This window comes from Nocardia gipuzkoensis (assembly GCF_021183645.1).
GTDB lineage: Bacteria > Actinomycetota > Actinomycetes > Mycobacteriales > Mycobacteriaceae > Nocardia > Nocardia abscessus.
Map to the genome: position 1 here is coordinate 2,034,040 of NZ_CP089225.1, position 19,588 is coordinate 2,053,627.

Genomic DNA, 19,588 nt, shown 5'->3' on the forward strand with positions numbered 1-19,588 from the left:
CTCACGCCTGTCCGAACAGATGGATGCCGAATCTGGCGGCGAGGAACGCCTTCGCCGTGTACAGGATTCCGCTGACGATGGCCACGACGACCAGCACGAAGCACGTCAGCGCGAGCGCGAGCGCGGGGTAGTTGCGCCGCACCGTGCCCGTACCCGCGTCGGTCGTCACGGTCATCGACCAGAACCGCACTCCGATCGCGAAGATCATCGGCAGCCCCGCTCCGAGTATCAGCCCGGCCACGGTGACTTTCCACAGCGCGTTCAGATTCGTGACGAGTGTGTGCACGCGTGATCCTCCTACACCTGGGCCGAGTGGTTCGAGTCCGCCGACGGGGTCCGGTCGCCTGCGGCGGGCGGCGGCGCGGCGGGCGTATCGGTCTCGTCGTCCGGCCACTCGTTGACGTTGCCCGTGTGCACCGGATCGCGCCGCGACCGCAGGTACATCAACGCCGACAGTCCGAGCAGGATGCCGAAGACCACCAGCACCCCGGCCAGCCCGCCGATGACGTGGGCAATGGCCCAGCAGATCGCCCCGGCCACCGCGGCCAGCGGCAGTGTGAGCAGCCACGCGACGACCATCCGCCCCATCACGCCCCAGCGCACCTCGGCGCCCTTGCCGAGGCCCGTGCCGAGGATCGAGCCGGTCGCGGTCTGGGTGGTGGACAGCGGCAACCCGAAATGGGCCGAGGTCAGAATGATCGCGGCCGAGGCGGACTCCGCCGCCAGCCCCTGCGGCGAGTCGATCTCGACCAGGCCCTTGCCCAACGTCCGGATGATCCGCCAGCCGCCGAGGTAGGTGCCCGCCGCGATGGCGACGGCGCACGCGGCCATCACCCACAGCGGCAGGTCGTCGTCCTTGGTGAGCGTGCCGTGCGCCACGAGCGCGAGGAAGATCACGCCCATCGTCTTCTGCGCGTCGTTCGTGCCGTGTGCCAGCGAGACCAGCGAGGCGGAGCCGATCTGACCCCAGCGGAAGCCCTCGGTGACCTTGTCCTCTTCGGCGGCGCGGGTGATCCGGTACACCAGCCAGGTGCCGATCGCCGAGACCAGTGCGGCGACGATGGGCGCGAGCACGGCGGGAAGAACGATCTTGGTGAGCACGCCGTCCGATCCGGAGGCCCAGATCACCCCGCTCCAGCCGAGCGCGGCCAGCGTCGCGCCGATCAGACCGCCGAACAGCGCGTGCGAGGAACTCGACGGCAGCCCCAACAGCCAGGTGAGCAGGTTCCACAGGATCCCGCCGACCAAACCGGCGAACACGATCACGAGCAGGTCGTGGCCTCCCACCGCGTCCAGTCGCACGATCCCCTTCGCCACGGTGGCCGCCACCGCGACCGACAGGAACGCGCCGACGAGGTTCAGCACCGCCGAGAGCGCGACCGCCACGCGCGGCCGGAGCGCTCCGGTGGCGATCGAGGTCGCCATCGCGTTGGCGGTGTCGTGGAAGCCGTTCGTGAAATCGAATGCGAGCGCCGTGACGATGACGATCAGGAGAACCAGTAATTCGACGGTCACGCCTCCAGTCTGCTGCACCCTCGATTGCCACAGCCATGCCGGTGAGCGAGAAATCCATCAACCGGCATGGACTAGTCTGGTTCGCCCGGTCAGCCGGAGCGGGTGCAGTGAGCGGCCACCGGACGACCGGCGAACCGATCATCGATCCAGGAGTTCGCGCCGGGGATGCCGCTGAGGCCGACCAGGAAATGTTCGCCGAGATAGACCTGGAAATCCACCGGTGTTCCGGCGCCGCACCAGTCCGCGTAGAGGTTTTCCGCGCCAGCCAGCGGCACCCACGGGTCGTGTGTGGCGTGGTAGAGGAAGACCGGCACCGTCGGCGCGCTCGCGCCCAGCCGATTGGCGGCCAGGATCTCCCTGACCATCGGCAGCTCGGTGGGCGCCGCGGCTTGGGTGAGCGCCTGCACCGGGATCGGCGCCACGACACCGGCGAATTCCTCCGCCGTCATGCACAGGTCCTTGCCGATCTGGGCCAGTCGCCAGCCGTTGTCGTTCATCAGGTCGAGCAGTTCGGGGTATTCCCGCGCCAACCCGAGCGTCGCGGCCAAGAAGACCCCGGATGCGGCGTTGCGGCCGTTCATGGTGGACAGCAGCATGCCGAAGTCGGCGGGGACGCCGCCGAACGCCGCGCCCACCAGATTCAGCTCGGGCGCGTACTCCGGCGCCAGCTGGGCGGCCCACCCGCTGGCGATCGCGCCACCGGAGTATCCGGTGACCACCGTCGGCGCGTCCGGGTGCAACCCGAACTCCGGCGCTCCCACCACGGCCCGGATCGAGTCGAGCACCGCGTGCCCGGCCATCAGTCCCGCCCCGTATGCCTGCCGCGGGCCCTGATGGTCCGGGATGAGCACCGCGTAACCCTTGGCCAGCGGTATGTGGGCGGCCCACAACTTGGCCGACAGCTCGGTCCTGAGTTCGTAGGACGGAGCGCACCGATGCCCCAGCGAGTCGATCGCGGCGTTGAACGACAGCACCGGGCGCGGACCGGGCCCGGTCCATGGCGCGCGCGGCACGAGCAACGTCGCCACCACCGGCACCGGACGATCCTTGGCATCGGTGGACCGGATCAGCAGTTCGGTCGACTGCAACGGGAAAACGGTCAGGCCGGTGCCCCCTGGACGGGACGCGAGAATCGTTCCCGGCGGCAAGGTCTCGAATTCCGGCGGCGGCGTGTAGAACGGATCGTTCAGCGGCGTCGGCAGAATTCCCGAGTATTCGCGGGACGGCGTGAGGAACTGCTCGATCGGATTCGCCTGCGCGGGCGAACCGACCGCACTCACCGTCAAGGCGCCGAGCAGCGCCACCATCAGCCGGACATACCGCCCGCACAGCACAATTCGCATAATCCCACCCGCCCGCCGATTCCTTGTCCGGAAGCACGAACCGGCCGGACCAGGTGCATTGTGGCGGCCATCCGGAACCTTGCGCTGCCCATACTTACAGTGGCTCGACGCGCTCCGCACGCCCGACACGCACCCGGAGCGGGAGCGAGCGCGCTTCACATCGCGGCGACGATTACGGCAGCAACGCGCGGACGGTGTCGATGGTGTCCGCTTCGGCGGGCTCTTTGTCCGGGCGGTAGCGCACCACGCGAGCGAAACGCAGGGCGACACCGCCGGGATAGCGCGGGCTGACCTGCACGCCGTCCAAGGCGATCTCGACGACGAGCGCAGGCCGCAGATACACGGTGTGCTGATCGCGGGAGCGCTCGTGGCGCGGGAATTCCGCCGTCTGCCACTGCAGCAGCGCGTCTGTGAGTCCCTTGAAGGTCTTGCCGACCATGACCGGCTCGCCGGTCTCCGGGTCCCGCGCGCCCAGGTGCAGGTTCGACAGGTAGCCCGTGCGGCGCCCGTAACCCCACTCCGCCCCGAGCACGATCAGATCGAGGGTGTGCGTCGGTTTGATCTTCTGCCAGGCCCTGCCCCGTCTGCCCGCGGCGTATGGCGCGGTCAGCGACTTGATCATGACGCCCTCGTGCCCCGCGGCCAGCGCGCCGTCGAAGTATTCGGCGGCCGTCTCGGCGTCCGGCCGCAGCAGCGCGGGAATGGCATGTTCGCCTGCCACCTTCGTCAGCGCGGCGCGCCGCTCGGACAGCGGAGCGTCGAGCAGATCCCGGCCGTCCAGGTGCAGGCAGTCGAAGAAGTACGGGTGCAGCAGTAGTTCCCGGGTGGAGCTCACCTCGGCGAAGCGGCTCATGGTCTCCTGGAACGGGCGCGGCCGCCCGGAGTCGGTGAGCGCCAGCGTCTCCCCGTCAAGCACGACGCTCGTGCAGTCCAGGGCCGCGACCAGCTCGACGAGTTCCGGAACACCCGCGGTGATCTCGCGCAGCGTCCTGGTGAACACCCGGATCCGATCGCCGTCCCGATGCACCTGGATGCGGGCGCCGTCCAGCTTGTGCTCGACGCTCACCTCGCCCTCGAACTCGATCAGCGCCTCGTCCAGCGTCGCGCCGGGTGAGGCGAGCATGGGCTGGATAGGACGGCCGACTTCGAGCCGGAACTCCGCGAGCGCGGGAGCGCCACCGGTGAGCGCCGCGACGGCGGTGACCGGCAACCGGCCCGACAACATGTACGCCCGGCGCACCAGATCCGGCGGCACGCCCGCGGCGACCGCCACGGCTTCGGCGACCACGGCGGTGAGTGCGCCCTGTCGCAGTTCGCCGGTGAGCAGGCGAACCAGGAAGTTCTGCTCCTGCGCCGTCGCCGCGGACCACAGCGCCGCGAGCAGTTCCTTGCGCCGGACCGCGGACCCGGCGCCGGAGGTACCGGCCAGATCACTCAGCGCGGCGTGCACCGCCGGAACCGACAGCGTCGCCACCGGCGCGGGCGCGCTGTCGAGTGTGGTGAGCGTGCGCCAGCCCGTCCCGATCCGTCCCTGGAGTAGCTCGCCGGACGCCCATGCGACCACCGGGGCGAGCTCCTCGGGCGCGGCCGAGGTCAGCAGCTGCGCCAACGTGGCGATTTTCGTCTTGCGTGACCTGGTCGCGCGCACGGTCTCCGAGGCCACGACGACATCCGAGAACAACACACTGCCGACGGTAGCCGCCGGGTACGACACCTGACGCAACCGAGTGTTAATCATCAATTGGCACAGATGTGAAAGCGCCCATAAACTGGACGCATGGCCAAGACCTACGTCGGCGCTCGGTTGCGTCAGCTGCGAACCGAACGCGGGCTGAGCCAGGTCTCCCTGGCCCAGCAGCTGGAGATCTCGGCGAGCTATCTCAACCAGATCGAGCACGACGTGCGCCCGCTCACCGTCCCGGTGCTGCTGAAGATCAGCGATGTGTTCGGCGTCGACGCCACCTTCTTCTCCGCCCAGGACGACACTCGCCTCATCGCCGAACTCCAAGAGGTGGTGATGGACCAGGAGCTGGGTATCGAGGCCGACGCCCAGGAGATCGCGGACATGGTCTCGGCGCATCCGAGCATGGCCCGCGCGCTGGTCAATATGCACAACCGCTACCGCAACACCTCCGCCCAGCTGGCCGCGGCCACCGAGGACCGGTTCGCCGACAGCGCGGGCAGCGGGGCGATCAGCAAGCCGCACGAGGAAGTGCGCGACTACTTCTATCAGCGGCAGAACTACATCCACGAGCTGGACACCGCGGCCGAAGACCTCACCGCGCGCATTCGCTTCCACGGCGGCGACGTGAACAGCGAGGTCGCCAGGATGCTGCGTGCACACGACGTGCGGATCACCGAGCGCATCGACCTCGGCGAGGGCGTGCTGCACCGCTACGACCCGCAGACCCGGAACCTGGAGATCGCCCCGCATCTGTCCGGCGGCCAGCGGACCTTCAAGCTGGCCGCCGAGCTGGCCTACTTCGAGTGCGGCGAGCTGCTGGAAAAGCTCGTCGAGGAGGGGAATTTCGCGTCCGAGGACGCGCGCAAGCTGGCCATGCTCGGCCTGGCCAACTATTTCGCCGCGGCGACGGTGCTGCCGTACACGCATTTCCACGAGGTCGCCGAAAGCTTCCGCTACGACATCGAACGGCTGTCGGCGTTCTTCACCCAGAGCTACGAGACCATTTGTCACCGGCTGTCCACGCTGCAACGCCCGTCGCTGCGCGGGGTGCCGTTCTCGTTCGTGCGGGTGGATCGGGCGGGCAATATGTCCAAGCGCCAGTCCGCCACCGGTTTCCACTTCTCGGCCAGCGGCGGGACGTGTCCGCTGTGGAACGTCTACGAGACCTTCGCCTATCCCGGCAAGATCATGACTCAGATCGCGCAGATGCCCGACGGCCGCAAATACCTGTGGGTGGCTCGCACGGTGGAACGCCGCGCCACCCGCTTCGGCCAGCCGAGCAAGACCTTCGCCATCGGTCTCGGGTGCGAACTGCGGCACGCGGCCCGCGTGATCTACGCCGACGGCATCGATCTCGACGAAGTGCAGCCGACGCCGATCGGCGCGGGCTGCCGGGTCTGCGAACGCGCCAACTGTCCCCAGCGCGCGTTCCCGCCCTTGGGCAAGGTGCTCGACATCAGTGAACACCGCAGTTCCGTGTCACCGTATGTGCTGAAGTAGTCGCACACCGCCCAGGTCGATTGCCGTCATGGCGGGAGTGGAGGGTTCGCGCCACCCCATGCCCACGGCGATAGTTCTCGTTGTGACGCCGGACGGTTGGCGCCACAGTGTCCTCGACACGCGAGGTGGGATGCTCTGCGGACGCCTGGCGCGTGTCGCCGCTGATGCCACGCCCGAGCAGGCGCGGGCCGCCGCCGTCACGATGCTGCGAGATGCGGCTCGCGAATTCCACGACATGGAGATCGACGTCGCCTGGGATGGTCGGCAGCCCGGGGAGACCTGCACCGGCCGAGTCATTCCGGTGCGGCGGACCGACCGCGGAACATGACGGCCGGTATCGGCGTACCGATACCGGCCGGAGGTCATGGTCGGTCAGGCGGCTTGCGCCCCGCGCTGCATCCTCAGACCGGCCACCGTCATAACCAGCGCGGCGACCAGCAACAGCGCGAGTGTGCAGGCGAGGGTCGCGAAGCCGTGCGGCGCCGCGGCGGCAGCGACCAGCGGGCCGATGGTCGCGCCCACGTAGAAGCTGAACATGGCGACCGACATGGCGGCGGCGCGCGATTCGCCGCCCAGTTCGCCCGCGCTCTGCAACACGGCCGGGGCGATGATGCCGAGCCCGCCGACCAGGACGGCGAGCAGGACGGCCAGCACGGCCGGGTGGGTTCCCTCGAAGGTCGCGATCACCATCGCCGTCGCGGCTATCAGCGCGCCGAGCACGATCTGACCGTGTTCGGACAGCCGGGCCAGCGGCACCGCGAGCAGCGGAAGCGCGATCATCACCGGCAGCGCGCCCGCACGCAGGGCGAGCAGTTCGCCCGAGCCCCGCACCACCCCGGTCAGTTCGAGGCCGGTGTACACCCCGACCATGACCGCCATGCTCATCGCGCCGGCGATCAGCATCGGCAGCAGCGCCCGGATGCGCAGCACCGCGGGAATCGCGGCGTAGCTGTGCCGCAGCGGCTGGTCCCGACCGGTGGGCTTATCCGAGAGCAGCGCGGACCGCAGCACCAGCGCGAGCACGGCGAAAACGATCGCGGAAGCGACGAATACGGTGCGCCACGGGAACGCGCCGACCATCCACTGCGAAACGATCTGCGCGATCACCGTAGCCGCGAGGAACGACGTGGCCACCGACATGGTGGCCACAGCCCGGTGCGCAGGGACGATGCGGGTGGCCACATAGGCCATGATCGCGGGCGGAATGGAGCCGACCACCAGACCCTGCGCGACCCGGAGGGCGACGGCCAGCGGCGCACTGAACGCCAAACCGGTCAATAGTGTGACCACCGATGCCGCCAGCATCCCGGCGACCAGCACCCGGCGGTGACCGTAGCGATCCGACAGCGGCCCGAACAGGACGAAGCCGCCTGCGTAGCCGAAGGCGAACGCGCTGATGATCCAGGTCATCGCGGCCGAACCGACGCCCCAGTCGGCCTGCATGGCGGTGAAAAGCGGAATCGGAACGTACATCTGGCCGGTGGCCAGCAGTGCCGAGAGAACGAAGAAGGGCAGGGTGCGCCCGGTGTGGGCACGCGAAGAGGTGTCTCGGGTGCGTGTGCGGACCGGAGCCGCGGACCGGAAGGTGGGCATTGCCATGAATCGAAGCTAGGCCCGGAACGGACCGGCTGTCAACCAAATAGTTGGTTTAATGGAATGGTAAAGTGCTCGCCATGACGGCCACGATGAAACGCAGTGACGCGACCAGGCAGGCTCTGTTGCGCGCCGCCCGCGACGAATTCGCCCGCTACGGGCTGGCCGGCGCGCGGGTCGACCGGATCGCGGAGGCGGCGGGGGTCAACAAGGAGCGCATCTACGGCCTGTTCGGCAGCAAGGACAAGCTGTTCGACGTCATCCTGATCGACACGCTGCGCGAGTTCATCGACGTGGTGAAACCATTGGCCGACACCGAACCCGGGGACTACGTCGGCAAGCTGTTCGACTACCACCGGGACAACCCGCAACTGTTGCGGCTGATGCTCTGGGAGGCGCTGCACCGCGGCGCGGACGCGCACGACATCGACGGCTGGCGCGCCGCGCACTACGTGCGCAAATCCGACCGCGCCCAAGAGCAGTTCGACGTGGACTCCGCGGACGCGGGCCGCCTGCTGCTGGCGCTGTGCGGCCTGGCCAACTGGTCGCACGCCGTTCCGCAGACCACCAGGCTCCTGCTCGGCGAGGCCGCCGCGGAGGACAAGCACGCCACCCGCGCGTTCCTGATGGAGTTCGCCAGGGCGGCGATGCGCCGCGGCACAGCCCGCGGCGAGCCGGAAGCACGACTCCCGGAGGTCGAACTGGTCAACGATTTGACCGCCAGCGACCAGCAGTCCGAGGTGGACCGGGCCGCTCAGCGCCTCCGCGACGCCCAGGCCGCCGCCGAAGCCGCCCGCACGGACCTGGCCACCGCCCTACGCGCAGCCCACACCGCGGGCGCGAGCGCCAACCAGCTCGCCAGGCAGGTATCCGGCACCCTGTCGCGACCAGTGGTGCTCAAACTGCTGTCCCAGTCCGAGCGCTGACACGACGTCCGCTCCCGCCACGGGCGACCGCAGCTGGTCCGGGTACACCGACACTCCGTCACGGCACCACCGACCTCGACCGTCAGCGCACGGCACCACAGTCGAGGTTTGACGGTAGCCGCCCCCACGCGATCACCCGGCCAATGAACTCATTCGAGCGCATCGAGCGGGACTGCGCCGTGAACGACCCGGCACGCGTGCAAGCGCGGCCGTGCCCCGGCGAACCGCCATACCAACTCGGCCCGGCCTTCACCCGGCCGAGCGCATGCGCTTCGTCCGAAACTCCAACGCCGACGCGCCCAGCGCACCCCAACCCCAGGTTTCGAGCGAAGCGAGACCGAGCATGCGCCGTTCGCGGCCCGGCTCGCGTCCGAGTGGCCGCCGCGTCCGCGACGCAGTCGCCAGCGGCGGTCACTCGGACGCGAGCCACAAGGGGGCCGCGAACACGCGGCGCCGCAGGCGCCGCAAATCAAAACACCGCCTCGTCCAGGTTCATGATGTCGTTGTCGAGTGCGGCGATGATCCCGCGCACCGCGGTGAGGTTCGGCAGCACGTTCTTGGCGAAGAAGCTCGCGGCGGCGACCTTTCCGGCGTAGAAGGGGCGATCCTTCTCCGGCGCGTCGGTGGCCAGTGCGGCGGCGGCGATCTCCGCCTGCACCAGCAGCCGCCAGCCGATGAGCAGGTCACCTACCGCGAGCAGGAAGCGCACCGAACCGAGGCCGATCTTGTAGAGCTCGGCGGGCGTCTGCTGGGCGGCCATCAGGAAGCCGGTCAGCGTGGCCGCCATCGCCTGCACGTCCTCCGCCGCCGTGCGCAGCAGTTCGCGCTCGGTGCCGAAACGACCGGTCTTCGCGTCCAGGAACGCCGCGATCCGCGCGTTGACGTGGCCGAGCGCCACACCTTTGTCGCGAATGATCTTGCGGAAGAAGAAGTCCTGCGCCTGGATGGCGGTGGTGCCTTCGTAGAGCGAGTCGATCTTCGCGTCGCGGATGTACTGCTCGATCGGGTAGTCCTGCAGGAAGCCGGAACCACCGAGGGTCTGCAGCGACTCGGTCAGGTACTGGTAGGCCCGCTCCGAGCCGACACCCTTGACGATCGGCAGCAGCAGATCGTCCACTCGATGCGCCAGATCAGGGTCGGCGCCCGAAACGAGCTGGGCCACATCGGCATTCTGGTGCGCGGCGGTGTACAGGTATACCGCGCGCAAGCCCTCGGCGTACGCCTTCTGCATAGCCAGGGAACGACGCACGTCCGGATGCTGCGTGATGGGGACGCGGGGCGCGGCCTTGTCGGTCATCTTGGTCAGGTCGGCGCCCTGGACCCGCTCCTTGGCGAACTCCAGCGCGTTGAGATACCCGGTCGACAGGGTGCCCGAGGATTTGACGCCGACCATCATGCGCGCGTTCTCGATCACCTGGAACATCTGCGCGATGCCGTTGTGCACCTCGCCGACCAGCCAGCCCTTGGCGGGGACGCCGTGGCCGCCGAAGGTCAGCTCGCAGGTGGGCGAGGACTTCAGGCCCATCTTGTGCTCGACGCCGGTGACGTACACGCCGTTGCGCTCGCCGAGCTCCAAGGTCTCGGGATCGAAGAGGAATTTCGGCACGTAGAACAGCGACAGGCCCTTGGTGCCCGGTCCGGCGCCCTCCGGCCGGGCCAGCACCAGATGGAAGACGTTCTCGGCGGTGTCGCCGACCTCGGCCCCGGAGATGAACCGCTTGACGCCTTCGATGTGCCAGGAGCCGTCTTCTTGGCGGATCGCTTTCGTGCGGCCCGCGCCCACGTCGGAGCCGGCGTCCGGCTCGGTGAGCACCATGGTGCCCTGCCAGCCCTTCTCGAAGCCGACCGTGGCCCAGTGCCGCTGCTGCTCGGTGCCGACGTTGTACAGCACGGACGCCATCACCGGGCCCATGTTGAAGAACGACGCCGACGGATTGGCACAGGTGATCATCTCGGCGACCGCCCACACCAGTACCGCGGGCGCCGGGGTGCCGCCCATGCCCTCCGGCATGCCGAGCCTGCTCCACTCCGCGTCACGCACGGCGGCGACCGTCCTACGGAGCGGCTCCGGAACAGCGATCGAGAACGTGGTCGCGTCGTAGACCACCGGATCGCGATCGGCCGCCGCGAAGGAGTCCGCCACCGGGCCCTCGGCCAGGCGCTTCACCTCGGACAGGATCTCCCGGACGGTGCCGGAATCGAGGTCGCCGTAGGCGCCCGTATCGAGGAGTTTGTCCAGCTCGAGCACTTCGAACAGGTTGAACTCGATATCCCTCAGATTCGCCTTGTAGTGGCCCACCGGGTCCTCCTCGACTCGAGTCCGCGGCCCGCCGCCGCGGCATGGGACGGGTCAGGCGTCGTACGAATCGAAGCGTGCCGCATCGCGGCGACGCTACGCAACCGTAGCCACATCCGCCCCGGCCAGCGGGTTTGCCAGAACCTCACAACTGTTCACCGTCCGTTTACGGGAAAGGTTCACACAGGCGAAACAGACGAAACGGACTTGTCATCGAGAGATATTCCGGCGCAACAACTTCTGTCTACCGTTCGCATCACGAATACAGCCGTTGTATACAGCCCCGTCTACAGCCGTGACCGGGGCGAAGACGGCGATATTCGATGCGGCGCCCAGCCGGCGCCGCCGCAACACCTGATGAGGAGAGGGTTCGCCCCATGCCAGATTCCCGTGCCACCCATCGCTCCAGGCGCTTGATCCGAGCGGTGGCGGCGCCCACCGCGATCGCGCTCGCCGGCCTGTTGCTGACCGCATGTGGCGCCAAGGACGACGCCTCGACCACCGGCTCCAACGCCGCCTCCTGCGTCGACACCTCCAAGGACACGATCAAGGTCGGTTCACTGCACTCGCTGTCCGGCACGATGGCCATCTCCGAGGTCACCGTCGCCAACTCGACCAAGCTGGCCGTCGACCAGATCAACGCCGCGGGCGGCGTGCTCGGCAAGAAGATCGATCTGGTGCTCGAGGACGGCGCCTCGGACCCGAAGACCTTCGCGGAGAAGGCGGAGAAGCTGATCAGCTCCGACTGCGTCGCCGCGGTGTTCGGCGGCTGGACCTCGTCGAGTCGCAAGGCGATGAAGCCGAAGTTCGAGAGCCTGAACTCACTGCTCTACTACCCGGTGCAGTACGAGGGCCTGGAGGACAGCAAGAACATCTTCTACACCGGCGCGACCACCAACCAGCAGATCGTCCCGGCGCTGGACTACCTCAAGCAGAAGGGCATCACCTCCCTCTACCTGGTCGGCAGCGACTACGTCTTCCCGCAGACCGCCAATCGCGAGATCAAGGCGTACGCCGCCGCCAACGGCATCGAGATCAAGGGCGAGGACTACACCCCGCTCGGGTCCACCGACTTCTCCACCATCGTGAACAAGGTCCGCACCGCCAAGGCGGGAGCGGTGTTCAACACCCTCAACGGCGACTCCAACGTCGCGTTCTTCCGCGAGTACAGCAACGCGGGTCTCGAGGCCGCCGAGATGCCGGTGGTTTCGGTGTCCATCGCCGAGGAAGAGGTCGCGGGCATCGGCGCCCAGCACATCGCCGGGCAGCTCACCGCATGGAACTACTACCAGACCGTGGACAACCCGGTGAACAAGAAGTTCGTGGCCGACTACAAGGCCGCCTTCGGCGCCGACAAGCCGACCTCGGACCCGATGGAGGCCGCGTACGCGTCGGTCTACCTGTGGAAGAACACCGTCGAGAAGGCGAAGTCGTTCAAGGTGGAGGACATCCAGGCCGCCGCCGACGGCGTCAGCTTCGACGCGCCGGAGGGCCTGGTCACCATCGACGGCTCCAACCACCACATCACCAAGACCGCCCGGATCGGCGAGATCCGTCCCGACGGGCTCATCTACTCCGTGTGGGACTCCGGCAAGGCCGTGACGCCGGATCCCTACCTGAAGTCCTACGACTGGGCCAAGGGCCTGAAGTAGTCCGCCGCTGTCCGCGGCCCAGCTCTCGGTGACCGCCCAGCGACACAGTCGCAAGGGCGATCACGCGGAGCGAGTAATGAGGGGGGCCGCGGACAGCAACGGACCAGCAGGCAAGGCCGCGAACAACGCGCGAAAACGGCCAAGCAAACCGTTGGTAAAAACGCACGCGCCCCACGTGCCCCGCTCACCAAAACCCCAGGTTTCGAGCGAAGCGAGACCGAGCATGCGCCGTTCGCGGCCCGGCTCGCGTACACGCCGCGACGAAGTCGCGGCAATCAAACACAGGAGCTTTCTCTCCCATGGACGTTGTGATCGGACAGCTCTTCACCGGGCTGAGTCTGGGATCGATTCTCTTACTCGCCGCGCTCGGGCTCTCGCTGACCTTCGGTCAGATGGGCGTGATCAACATGGCGCACGGCGAGTTCATCATGGCCGGTTGCTACACGACCTACGTTGTGCAGAAGGTCATCTCGTCGGCGGGCGTCTCGCTCGTGGTCTCCCTGCTGATCGGTTTCCTCGTCGGCGGCCTGCTGGGCGCCGCGTTGGAGATGGGCCTGATCCGGTGGATGTACGACCGGCCGCTGGACACCCTGCTGGTCACCTTCGGTGTCGGGCTGGTGCTGCAACAGCTGGCCCGCGACATCTTCGGCGCGCCTGCCAAGAATGTGATCGCGCCGGAGTGGCTCAGCGGCGGCGTCACGATCCTGGGCGCGGTGGTGCCGAAGACGCGTATCTTCATCCTCGTCCTGGCGGTCGTCGCGGTGAGCGCGCTGGCCGCGGTGCTCAAGGCCACTCCGCTCGGTCGCCGCATTCGCGCGGTGGTGCAGAACCGCGGATTGGCCGAAACCTCGGGCGTGTCCAGCCGTTTCACCGACATCGGCACGTTCTTCATCGGCTCCGGCCTGGCGGGCGTGGCCGGTGTCGCGCTCACCCTGATCGGCTCGACCAGCCCGACCATCGGGCAGAGCTACCTGATCGACGCGTTCCTCGTGGTGGTCATCGGCGGGCTCGGCCAGATCAAGGGCACGGTGATCGCGGCGTTCGCGCTCGGCCTGCTCAATTCCTACATCGAATACTCGACCACCGCGTCCATCGCGAAGGTCATCGTCTTCGTCGCCATCGTGATCTTCCTGCAGGTCCGCCCGCAAGGTCTGTTCACCGTCCGGACAAGGAGTTTGGCATGACCACGCTCGTACAACGGTGGCGCGCGCACTCCTCGGTCGGCGCGCCTGCCGGATTCGCCGTCGCCGCCGTGCTGTTGTTCGCGGTCGCGCCCGCCGTGCTCAGCGATTTCCGGCTCAACCTGCTGGCGAAGTTCCTGTGCTTCGCGATCGTCGCGGTGGGCATCGGATTGGCCTGGGGGCGGGGCGGGATGCTCACCCTCGGTCAGGGTGTGTTCTTCGGGATCGGCGCCTACATCATGGCCATGCATCTACAGATGGCCGACGCCGCCCGGCTCGGCAACGACGTGCCGGAGTTCATGGAGATCGCGGGCATCCGCGAATTGCCGTCGTTCTGGACGCCTTTCGCGTCGGCTCCGGTGGCACTGCTGGGCATCCTGGTGCTGCCCGCGCTGGTCGCCGCGGTGCTCGGCTACGGGGTGTTCAAGCGGCGCGTGAAGGGCGCCTACTTCGCCATCCTCAGCCAGGCGCTGGCGGCCGCGCTGGCCATTCTGCTCACCGGCCAGCAGGCCATCGGCGGCTTCACCGGCCTGTCGGACTTCCGCGCCTTCTTCGGTTTCAAGCTGTCCGACCCGGTCAACCGGCGCATGCTGTTCTTCCTCGCCGCGGGCACGTTGCTGGTGGTGGTCGCGCTGGTGCGGCAACTGATGCACAGCCGGTACGGCGAACTGCTCGTGGCGGTGCGCGACCAGGAGGAGCGGGTGCGCTTCCTCGGGTACGACCCGGCGAACGTGAAGATCGTCGCCTACGTGGTCGCCGCGTTCTTCGCGGGCATCGCAGGTGCGCTGTTCACCCCGATCGTGGGCATCATCTCCCCCGCCGATATCGGCGTGGTTCCGTCCATCGCGTTCCTGATCGGCGTCGCGATCGGCGGCCGGACCACCCTGCTCGGGCCGGTGCTCGGCGCGATCGGCGTGGCCTGGGCGCAGACGGCGTTCTCCGAGGAGTTCCCCTCGGGGTGGACGTATTTGCAAGGCGTGCTGTTCATCGTGGTGGTCGGTTTCGTCCCGGCGGGGCTGGCCGGACTGTGGCCACTGGTGAAGGGCCTGCGGGACAACCGGTCGCGACGTCCCGCCGCGGCCGCGGCCGTGGTGGCCGAGACGCTGCCGGAACCCGCTGCGGAGAAGGTGGAATCGCGATGACCGAGACGACGCACGAACCGAAGCTCGGCGGCAATGCCGGAATGTCCAGCGAGTATCTCGAGATCCGCGGTCTGTCGGTGAGTTTCGACGGGTTCAAGGCCGTCACCGAGGTGGATCTGACGGTGTTGCAGGGCGATCTGCGCTTCCTCATCGGCCCCAACGGCGCGGGCAAGACCACCCTCATCGACGCGATCACCGGGCTGGTCCCGGCGACCGGGTCGGCGCAGAAGACCGGCGTCGAACTGCTCGGCAAGAAGGTGCACCAGATCGCCCGGCTCGGCGTCGGACGAACGTTCCAGACCGCGAGCGTGTTCGAGCAACTCAGCGTGCTGCAGAACCTCGACATCGCCGCGGGCGCGGGCCGCTCGGCGCTCACCATGCTGCGCCGCCGCCGATCGGTGCTGCCCGCGATCGAGGAAGCGCTGGAGATCACCGGTCTGGCCGAGCTTCGCGACCAGCCCGCCGGGGTGCTCGCGCACGGACAGAAGCAGTGGCTCGAGATCGGCATGCTGCTGGTGCAGAACGCGTCGGTGCTGCTGTTGGACGAGCCGGTGGCCGGGATGAGCGCCGAGGAGCGCGAGGAGACCGGGAATCTGTTGCGCCGCATCGGCGGCGACCGGGTTGTCGTGGTGGTCGAGCACGACATGGACTTCATGCGCGCCTTCGCCAGCTCGGTCACCGTCCTCGCGGGCGGCAAGGTGCTCAGCGAGGGGACCGTCGAACAGGTGCAGGCGGACCCGAAAGTCCAGGAGGTCTATCTCGGCACCGCCGCGGCCGTCGGCACCGAGCTGGAAGACGCCTCGACCGCGCCGGCCCCGGAGTCACCCCAGAAAGGGGACAGCGATGCTTGAACTCACCGATATCCACTCCGGTTACGGCCGCACCGAGGTGATCCACGGCGTCTCGGTGACCGTCCCGGACGACAGCGTGGTCGCCATCATGGGACACAACGGCGCCGGGAAGACCACGCTGCTGCGCACCGCCGTCGGACTGATCGGCACGAAGTCGGGACGGATCGCGTTCGACGGCGAGACCATCACGAAACTGTCGCCGTCGCGGCGGGTGCGCCGCGGGATCGCGTACGTACCGCAGGGACAGCAGAGTTTCCCGCAACTGACCACCGCGGAGAATTTGCAGGTGGTCGCGGACGGCCATAAGCGCGGCAAGGCGCTGATCGACGAATCGCTCGATCTGTTCCCCGCGCTGCGTGAGCTGCTCAGCCGCAAAGCGGGCCTGCTGTCGGGCGGTCAGCGTCAGCAGCTCGCCATCGCGCGGGCGCTGATCACCGAGCCGAAACTGCTCATCCTCGATGAGCCCACCGAGGGCATCCAGCCGTCGGTGGTCGCCGAGATCGAACGCACCATCATCGACCTCACCCGGCGCGGCGGACTCAGCGTGCTGCTGGTCGAACAGCACATCGGCTTCGCCTTGCAGGCGGCGCAGCACTACTACGTGCTGCGATCCGGCCGGGTGAGCTCCTCGGGCGCGGGTGGCGCGGGCGCCGAGAGCGACGTCCGCTCGGCGATGGCGATCTGAGCGCCGCCGTGACCCGCAACAGGGGTCGGATTCCGTTGCGCGAGCAGGTGTACGACTCCTTGCGCCGGGATCTGGCCACCGGAGCCATCGTGCCGACCGAACGGCTCGGCGAAGAACGACTCGCCGAGGCCTACGGGGTGTCGCGCACCCCGGTGCGCGAGGCGCTGGCCCGGTTGCAGGCGGACGGATTGGTCGAGCGGCTCGCCGACGGTCTCTACCCGTACCGTCCCAGGCTGGACGAACTCGATCACCTCTACGAGCTGCGGCTCGTGCTGGAGGCCAGGGGCATGCGGCGGGTGGGCCCGGCCGGCGAGGCGCCCGCGCACGATCTGGATCTCGTGCGCGCCGAACTCGAGACCTGGCGCGCACTGCGGGATCACCCGCCCGAGCCCGGCCCCGCGCTGGTGGCCGCCGACGAACGGTTCCACACCACCTTGCTCACGGCGGCGGGCAACGCCGCACTCGCCGAGGCGCTCACCGCCGTGCACATCCGGGTGCGCCCGGTGCGCACGCTGGACATGCCGACCCCGGAGCGGATCGCAAGGATGACCGCCGAGCACATCGCGGTCGCCGAGCACCTGGTGTCCGGTGCGGTGGACGCGGCGTCGGCCACCCTCACCGCCCATATCGACACGTCGCGAACGCATGTGCTGGCCCGCGCCCAGCACGCGCTGCGCCTGACCAAACTGGGCAGCGCCGTACGGGATTGACGGGTCAGCAGTTCTGCTGGAACGGATAGCAGTCGGTGGGCCGGTACGCGGGCGGTGACGGGGTGACGCTGGTCGTCGGATCGGTCGCCGGACCCGGCTGTGCCGAATCGTGTACCAGCGCGGTGGCGATCACACCGAGCACGAACAGGATTCCGATCACGCCGATCACGACGACCGACCAACCCGCGTAGGCCTGGCTCTTCGTCGCGGCGCCCGGCGTCGGCTCGACACGGGGTTTGGGTGCGCGCGGGATGGCCGTGATCGGCTCCGGCACGTTCTCCTCGAAGCCCGCTTCGAGCAGTTCGGCGCGAGACGGGGCGAGCTGCGCCAAACCGAGCGCGCCGCACGCGCCGATCACCCGGTCGGCGGTCCAGCTGCGCGGCCCGGCGGAGAAGCCCTCCAGGTAGATGCGCAGCTCGGTCGCGTCGGTGACGTTGCCGACGACGACGTCCAAGCCCGGCCGCAGATTCGTGCGGGCCGGGCGCACCACGGCGCCGCGGAACGGGACCAGCACGACGGCGCCGCTGATGTGCCCCGGGTCCTGCAACGCCCGCTGGAGCATGTGCTTGACCGCGTAGATGCCGTGTTCGACTCGGTCGGCAGGGCTGCCGGATTCCGGGTCGTCCAGTTCCACCGGCGCGTCGCTGATCTTCCACTGCCCCTCGGCCGGTGTGCTCAGAATGCCGCTCTGCCTGCGCTGGAACCCGTGCACCTCCAGCACGGTCAGACCACGCGGCGTCCACACCACCGCGTCGACGCGCCGGTTGTCGGCCTCGAGATCGATCACGGCGAGGCCGGTCGTCGGATACGACCGCAGGCACGCGACGAATTCCTGCTCTGCGCCGGAAAGCTCCGCTCCGGGCCTGATCCTCACCAGCATCTGTTCCCCTGCCGACCTGTTGTCCACCTGTCGCCGCGAAAGCCCACTGCGGCTGCGGCCACCCGCACCGGTACTGATGATGACGGGGTACCCGGCCGAAAACCACTCCGAAAGCAAAAGAATCGTGGCCGCTACACGGGATACTGCCAAGTAGGCTCTTTTCTCGGTCGGCACCGACGCCGGCCGCACAGACCACGCGGAGGTGGCAACCAGCATGGTTTCAGCGCTGCAACCACGCATCTCACCCGGACGGCTCCGGGAACTCGGCCCGCTCAACTGGGTTGTCTGGCAAGTGCTTTCCCGCGCGGCGGGCACCGGCGACGCCCACTTGTTCAGCACGCTCGGCCGCACCCGCGGGCTGTTCCGCGGCTGGCTGCACTACTCGGGCAAGCTCATGCCCGGCGGGCGGCTGCCCCGCCACGAGTCCGAGCTGGTCATCCTTCGCGTCGCGCATCTGCGCGACTGCGACTACGAGATGGACCATCACATCCGGCTCGGCAAGCGCGCCGGGGTGACGGCCGAGATTCTCGAGCGGCTGCGCACGGGGCCCGCGGCGGCGGGCTGGTCGGACAAACACCGCGCGCTGCTGGCCGCCGTGGATCAGCTGGTGCAGAAACGCGATCTCGACGACGACACCTGGACGGAGCTGGCCAGCCACTACGACGAGCGCAGCCTGATCGAGATCGTCCTGCTGATCAACCAATACGACGGGCTGGCGTCCACCATCACCGCGCTGCGCATCCAGCGCGACGGAGTCTAGGCGGGCCCCTCGATGCGGCGCGCCAATCCGTCCAGGACCAGCGCCAAACCGAACTCGTAGGCGTGATCGGCGCTGTAGGCGGCGTCGTGTGCCTGGCCCGCGGCCGCGCCGACGCGGGCCGCGAGCGGGTAGCGCTCGGCATCGAAGACTTGCGCCAGCACCGGTGCGGCCCGTTCCCACCACTGCCCGTCGGACATGGCGCTGTCGGACGCCGCACGCTCGCTGTCGATGGCGATGCGGGCGACCGAGGTGACGAAGCCGAGCACGTACGTCAACGCGGCGTCCATGGTGACGTCGTCGAGCCCGAGGTCCGCGAACGCCCTCAACTCGTGGTCGTATTTCGCCGCCGAGCCGGGGCCGAGCGGCGGCCGGGTGGTCGGCAGATAGGCCACCCAGGGATGCCGCGCCAGCATGGCGCGGTTCTCCGCCGCGACCAGGGTGACCCGCTCGCGCCAGGGCAGACCGGTGAGGTCGGCGCGCTCCATCCGCGCGTACACCGTGTCCAGCATCAGATCGATCAGCTCGGCTTTGCCCGGCACGTAGGTGTAGGTGGCCATCGGGGTCAGACCGAGCCGGGTGGCGACCGCGCGCATCGTGAGCGCGCCGATTCCATCCACATCGGCGATCTCGATCGCCGATGTGACGACCGCTTCGACGCTGCTGCGCTGCTTCGGGCCACGACCGGAGCCGGGCGAAATCCGCCATAGCAACTCCAGCGTGCGCACCGGATCACCCGCACCGCTGCGTTCTCTCGGCTGTCCCACCGCCGCCTCCTCACGCCCTCGAAGCACCGATGGTAACGATGTGATCCAGCTCATAGTGCAGTCCATCGAGAAACTCTCTACAACATACAGTGTACCTAGTACAGAG

Annotated in this window: 18 protein-coding genes; 10 read left to right on the forward strand and 8 right to left on the reverse strand. The window is 68.5% G+C overall.

Annotated elements, in window-relative coordinates; genetic code table 11:
* Position 1 precedes the first annotated feature (1 nt).
* From LTT66_RS09330 to LTT66_RS09345, 4 genes are all read right to left on the reverse strand, one after another.
* Complete coding sequence (locus LTT66_RS09330; RefSeq protein WP_181720704.1) at positions 2 to 286, reverse strand: hypothetical protein; 285 nt, start codon at positions 284 to 286, stop codon at positions 2 to 4.
* Between the two features lie 11 nt (positions 287 to 297).
* Entirely contained in the window at positions 298 to 1,515 is a 1,218-nt protein-coding gene (locus LTT66_RS09335; RefSeq protein ID WP_233065951.1) for an inorganic phosphate transporter, read from the reverse strand.
* Between the two features lie 89 nt (positions 1,516 to 1,604).
* The gene (locus tag LTT66_RS09340; protein WP_233065953.1) at positions 1,605 to 2,858 is read right to left on the reverse strand and encodes a lipase family protein; all 1,254 of its coding nucleotides are present in this window, start codon (positions 2,856 to 2,858) and stop codon (positions 1,605 to 1,607) included.
* A gap of 172 nt (positions 2,859 to 3,030) precedes the next feature.
* Positions 3,031 to 4,542: an ATP-dependent DNA ligase gene (locus LTT66_RS09345; protein ID WP_233065956.1), complete on the reverse strand. Its 1,512-nt coding sequence runs from the start codon at positions 4,540 to 4,542 to the stop codon at positions 3,031 to 3,033.
* Positions 4,543 to 4,635: 93 nt separating this feature from the next.
* Between LTT66_RS09345 and ramB the strand changes: the two genes are divergently transcribed.
* Together ramB and LTT66_RS09355 are read left to right on the forward strand one after the other, a co-directional pair.
* Entirely contained in the window at positions 4,636 to 6,042 is a 1,407-nt protein-coding gene (gene ramB, locus LTT66_RS09350) for an acetate metabolism transcriptional regulator RamB (RefSeq protein WP_233065958.1), read from the forward strand.
* A gap of 82 nt (positions 6,043 to 6,124) precedes the next feature.
* Complete coding sequence (locus tag LTT66_RS09355; protein WP_233065959.1) at positions 6,125 to 6,370, forward strand: hypothetical protein; 246 nt, start codon at positions 6,125 to 6,127, stop codon at positions 6,368 to 6,370.
* Between the two features lie 44 nt (positions 6,371 to 6,414).
* Here LTT66_RS09355 and LTT66_RS09360 read toward each other — a convergent pair whose 3' ends face one another.
* Positions 6,415 to 7,641, reverse strand: coding sequence for an MFS transporter (locus tag LTT66_RS09360; RefSeq protein WP_233065961.1), 1,227 nt, complete (start codon positions 7,639 to 7,641; stop codon positions 6,415 to 6,417).
* 74 nt (positions 7,642 to 7,715) lie between these two features.
* On the opposite strand from LTT66_RS09360, the gene LTT66_RS09365 reads away from it, so the two are divergent.
* Positions 7,716 to 8,561, forward strand: a complete 846-nt coding sequence (locus LTT66_RS09365; RefSeq protein WP_233065963.1) for a TetR/AcrR family transcriptional regulator — start codon at positions 7,716 to 7,718, stop codon at positions 8,559 to 8,561.
* 469 nt (positions 8,562 to 9,030) lie between these two features.
* Here LTT66_RS09365 and LTT66_RS09370 read toward each other — a convergent pair whose 3' ends face one another.
* Positions 9,031 to 10,860, reverse strand: coding sequence for an acyl-CoA dehydrogenase (locus LTT66_RS09370; RefSeq protein ID WP_233065965.1), 1,830 nt, complete (start codon positions 10,858 to 10,860; stop codon positions 9,031 to 9,033).
* A gap of 374 nt (positions 10,861 to 11,234) precedes the next feature.
* On the opposite strand from LTT66_RS09370, the gene urtA reads away from it, so the two are divergent.
* The 6 genes from urtA (at position 11,235) to LTT66_RS09400 (ending at position 17,078) form a co-directional block, all read left to right on the forward strand.
* Positions 11,235 to 12,509 carry an urea ABC transporter substrate-binding protein gene (gene urtA, locus LTT66_RS09375; protein WP_233065967.1) on the forward strand — a complete coding sequence of 425 codons (1,275 nt, stop codon included), beginning with the start codon at positions 11,235 to 11,237 and terminating at the stop codon, positions 12,507 to 12,509.
* Positions 12,510 to 12,808: 299 nt separating this feature from the next.
* Positions 12,809 to 13,693: an urea ABC transporter permease subunit UrtB gene (urtB, locus tag LTT66_RS09380; RefSeq protein WP_233065969.1), complete on the forward strand. Its 885-nt coding sequence runs from the start codon at positions 12,809 to 12,811 to the stop codon at positions 13,691 to 13,693.
* Complete coding sequence (gene urtC / locus LTT66_RS09385) at positions 13,690 to 14,832, forward strand: urea ABC transporter permease subunit UrtC (RefSeq protein WP_233065972.1); 1,143 nt, start codon at positions 13,690 to 13,692, stop codon at positions 14,830 to 14,832. Before urtB ends, urtC begins: the two co-directional genes overlap by 4 nt.
* Positions 14,829 to 15,683, forward strand: a complete 855-nt coding sequence (gene urtD, locus LTT66_RS09390; RefSeq protein WP_233065975.1) for an urea ABC transporter ATP-binding protein UrtD — start codon at positions 14,829 to 14,831, stop codon at positions 15,681 to 15,683. Before urtC ends, urtD begins: the two co-directional genes overlap by 4 nt.
* Positions 15,676 to 16,368 carry an urea ABC transporter ATP-binding subunit UrtE gene (gene urtE, locus LTT66_RS09395; RefSeq protein ID WP_233065978.1) on the forward strand — a complete coding sequence of 231 codons (693 nt, stop codon included), beginning with the start codon at positions 15,676 to 15,678 and terminating at the stop codon, positions 16,366 to 16,368. The genes urtD and urtE overlap by 8 nt, the downstream gene beginning before the upstream one ends.
* A gap of 8 nt (positions 16,369 to 16,376) precedes the next feature.
* A complete protein-coding gene (locus LTT66_RS09400) occupies positions 16,377 to 17,078 on the forward strand; it encodes a GntR family transcriptional regulator (protein WP_233065981.1) in 702 nt (233 codons plus the stop codon).
* Positions 17,079 to 17,082: 4 nt separating this feature from the next.
* Here the strand turns inward: LTT66_RS09400 and LTT66_RS09405 are convergent, their stop codons facing one another.
* A complete protein-coding gene (locus LTT66_RS09405; RefSeq protein ID WP_233065983.1) occupies positions 17,083 to 17,958 on the reverse strand; it encodes an NERD domain-containing protein in 876 nt (291 codons plus the stop codon).
* A 226-nt stretch (positions 17,959 to 18,184) separates the two neighbouring features.
* On the opposite strand from LTT66_RS09405, the gene LTT66_RS09410 reads away from it, so the two are divergent.
* Complete coding sequence (locus tag LTT66_RS09410; protein ID WP_233069090.1) at positions 18,185 to 18,718, forward strand: carboxymuconolactone decarboxylase family protein; 534 nt, start codon at positions 18,185 to 18,187, stop codon at positions 18,716 to 18,718.
* Here LTT66_RS09410 and LTT66_RS09415 read toward each other — a convergent pair.
* Positions 18,715 to 19,482, reverse strand: coding sequence for a TetR/AcrR family transcriptional regulator (locus tag LTT66_RS09415; RefSeq protein ID WP_233065985.1), 768 nt, complete (start codon positions 19,480 to 19,482; stop codon positions 18,715 to 18,717). The two genes, LTT66_RS09410 and LTT66_RS09415, sit on opposite strands and share 4 nt — an antisense overlap.
* Between the last annotated feature and the right edge of the window lie 106 nt (positions 19,483 to 19,588).